Genomic DNA, 2766 nt, shown 5'->3' with positions numbered 1-2766 from the left:
CGCCGGCGGGGGCTACGAGGCGGGTCCGTGGCGCCGGCGCGCGGCCCATACGACGCCGCAGCCCGCGGCGATGACGGCGACGGCCGCGGCGGCGATCAGCGGTGCCGCGCCGGACGCGCCGGTCCGGGCCAGGTCCCCGCTGCCCGGCACCGGCGCATGGGCGGGGGCGGGGGTCCCGCTCCGGGAGCCCGCGCCCGCTGCCGTGCCCGACCCGGCCGGGCCGCCGTCCCCGGTGACCGGCACGGTGCCGGGCGTACCGGTGGCGCGGGTGGGCGGGTCGGCGGCCCGCACTTCGGCGGCCGTCGAATCGGCGTCGCTCACACCTGCGGCCCGCACATCCTCGGCCCACGGATCAGCACTGCTCACATCGGCGCTGCTCACCGGCCGCGCCTGGGTGTGCGCCGAGGCGGACGACCCGGTCGGGCCGACGACCAGCGCGCCCGCAGCCGAGGCCACCACGAGGGCCCCGGAACGCCACCATGTGCTGCTGGTTCTCACTCAGTTCCTCCACTGGTACCGCCTCACCGTTCTGGTGGTCCGCGCACACTACCGCCGGGACGGCCCGGCTGTTACCGAGTCTCCGGCCCCGGCTGAGGCTCCGTCGGTTCCCGTCCGGGCCCGCCACCGCCCGGGACCCGCCCGGCCATGACGCGCCGTCCGCCCGCAGGGCAGGCCGTAGGGCAGGCCACGGCGACCGGTGCGCGCTTTCGCGGGTCGGGGGCGGGGCCCTCACCTCCCCCAAGAGTTACGGGGCAGTTCGTGCCCGGCAGGTCACACCGGGCAGGTCACACCGGGCAGGACTCGCCGGGCAGGTCACGCCGGCGGCCGGGTACGGGGTCAGCGTCCGCCCCCGCCGGTCTCGGGCGCACCGGGATCCGACGGCTCGGCCTCCGCCGCGTAGCGCAGTCGCGCCCAGAGCGGCAGGCCCCACCAGCACAGCAGGAACCAGACGACCATGGCGGCGACGAGCCAGACGGCGGTCGAGTCGTGGAGGACCACACGAAGGATGAGCAGGAGCGCGCTGGCCATCGTGCACAGCAGCAGGAACAGTCCGACGACGGTGAGGCGGGAGGCCCAGTCGACCGTCTGCGGCTTCAGCCGCCGCCCGGTGAGCAGCCGGTGGAACGACACCGGTCCGATCAGCGCGCCGGTCGTCGCCGCCCCCAGCAGGACGGTGGCGAGATAGATGTTCCGGTCGGTCTCCGACAGGCTGGTGAAACGCGGCTGGAAGACCACGGCGAGCAGGAATCCGAAAAGGATCTGCACCCCGGTCTGCGCCACCCGCAATTCCTGCAGGAGATCGCTCCACCTTCGGTCGGCTCTTTCTTCCTCTGTCTCCTGCCGACCGCGCGGCCGGCTGGTGCCGTTGCCCATGTCGGGTTCCTCCCCTGAGGTATCTCTCGGGCTGTGGGGCCGAAGTCGCCGACGGCGCTGCTCGGTCGCCGGCGCTGCCCAGTCGCCGCCTATGCGGCATCCTGCATGATTTCCCGCCGCAATCGATCGCACGAATTGCTGATCAGCCGGGAAACATGCATCTGGGAGATTCCGAGATCCTCGGCGATGCGGCTCTGGGTCATATCGCGGAAGAACCTCATGTAGAGGATGGTCCGCTCACGCTCGGGCAGTTCGCGCAGCCGGGGCTTGACGGCCTCCCGGTCGATGACGACGTCGAGCGCGGGGTCGGGGCCGCCGATGGCGTCCGCCATGGTGTGGCCCTGGTCGCTGCCCGGGATCTCGGCGTCCAGGGAGAGGGTGCTGAAGGAGCCGATGGCTTCGAGGCCCGCCCTGGTCTCCTCGTGGGTCAGCCCGGCCCGCTCGGCGATCTCCGCCTCCGTGGGCGCCCGGCCGGAGACGGTCTGGCTCAGCTCGCGCTGGGCGGCCCGGACCCGATTGCGCTGGTCCTGGACCCGCCGTGGGACGTGCAGGGTCCACATATGGTCGCGGAAGTGCCGTTTCACCTCTCCGGTGATGGTCGGCACGGCGAAGCTGACGAAGGCGCTGCCGCGCCCGGGGTCGTAGCGGTCGACGGCCTTGACCAGGCCGAGGGCCGCGACCTGGCGCAGATCCTCCAGATTCTCGCCGCGGTTCCTGAACCGGGCGGCGAGCCGCTCGGACATGGGCAGCCAGGCGCTCACCAGCTCCTGGCGCAGGGTGTCGCGCTCGGGTCCCTCGGGCAGCTGGGCCAGCCGGGCGAACGCGGCCTGGGTGTCGGGGGCGTCGTCGTGCGGATGCCTGGTGCTCGTGTGTGTGCGCATGGTGCGCGCCACTCCCTCGGCGGTGCGGGACGGATGCTGGCAATCGTGGAGGGAACGCGGGCGCCGCGGTGCCTGAAGGGGCTGACCGGCCGGAAAGGCCGAATGATGGAAGGATTGACCTTCGCGCCGGGGCGTTTCTCCGCTCCACGGGCGTGCCTCCGGTCCGAAGCACGAAATGCACCTGCCCCCGCTGCGCGGCGGCAAACACGGCCCGCCGAATCCATTTCCGGGAAATCGGCGGGCGTATGGCTTCCCCCGGCGGGAACCCGCATTTCGGAGGTGCAGAATTATGGTTCCCATCCTGCTTGTCCTGCTGCTGGTGGTCCTTCTCTTCGGCTTCGGATTTGCCGTGAAGGCACTGTGGTGGATCGCGCTGGCCGTGCTCGCCGTCTGGCTCCTCGGATTCCTCATGAGGAGCCGTACGGCCGGGGGCCCGAGGTCGCGCTGGTACCGCTGGTAGGTACGACCGCGGAGAGGTCTGTCCGCCGGGACAGGCCCCAAGGGGCGGCGG

Annotated in this window: 4 protein-coding genes; 1 reads left to right on the top strand and 3 read right to left on the bottom strand. The window is 72.3% G+C overall.

Annotated elements, in window-relative coordinates; all coding sequences use genetic code 11:
* Nucleotides 1-12 precede the first annotated feature (12 nt).
* The 3 genes from ACWF94_RS38080 to ACWF94_RS38070 all read right to left on the bottom strand — a co-directional run bounded on the left by ACWF94_RS38080 (nucleotide 13) and on the right by ACWF94_RS38070 (nucleotide 2255).
* The gene (locus ACWF94_RS38080; protein ID WP_453499472.1) at nucleotides 13-498 is read right to left on the bottom strand and encodes an LAETG motif-containing sortase-dependent surface protein; all 486 of its coding nucleotides are present in this window, start codon (nucleotides 496-498) and stop codon (nucleotides 13-15) included.
* Nucleotides 499-837: 339 nt separating this feature from the next.
* Complete coding sequence (locus ACWF94_RS38075; RefSeq protein ID WP_453499470.1) at nucleotides 838-1374, bottom strand: DUF6328 family protein; 537 nt, start codon at nucleotides 1372-1374, stop codon at nucleotides 838-840.
* Nucleotides 1375-1463: 89 nt separating this feature from the next.
* Nucleotides 1464-2255, bottom strand: a complete 792-nt coding sequence (locus ACWF94_RS38070; RefSeq protein ID WP_453499468.1) for a SigB/SigF/SigG family RNA polymerase sigma factor — start codon at nucleotides 2253-2255, stop codon at nucleotides 1464-1466.
* Between the two features lie 289 nt (nucleotides 2256-2544).
* On the opposite strand from ACWF94_RS38070, the gene ACWF94_RS38065 reads away from it, so the two are divergent.
* Nucleotides 2545-2715 carry a hydrophobic protein gene (locus ACWF94_RS38065; protein ID WP_453499466.1) on the top strand — a complete coding sequence of 57 codons (171 nt, stop codon included), beginning with the start codon at nucleotides 2545-2547 and terminating at the stop codon, nucleotides 2713-2715.
* Nucleotides 2716-2766: the final 51 nt, after the last annotated feature.

It is taken from the genome of Streptomyces sp. NPDC055078 (genome assembly GCF_053607985.1).
Note: the sequence above shows the minus strand (reverse complement) of the source record. Positions and strands in the feature narration are given on the sequence as shown.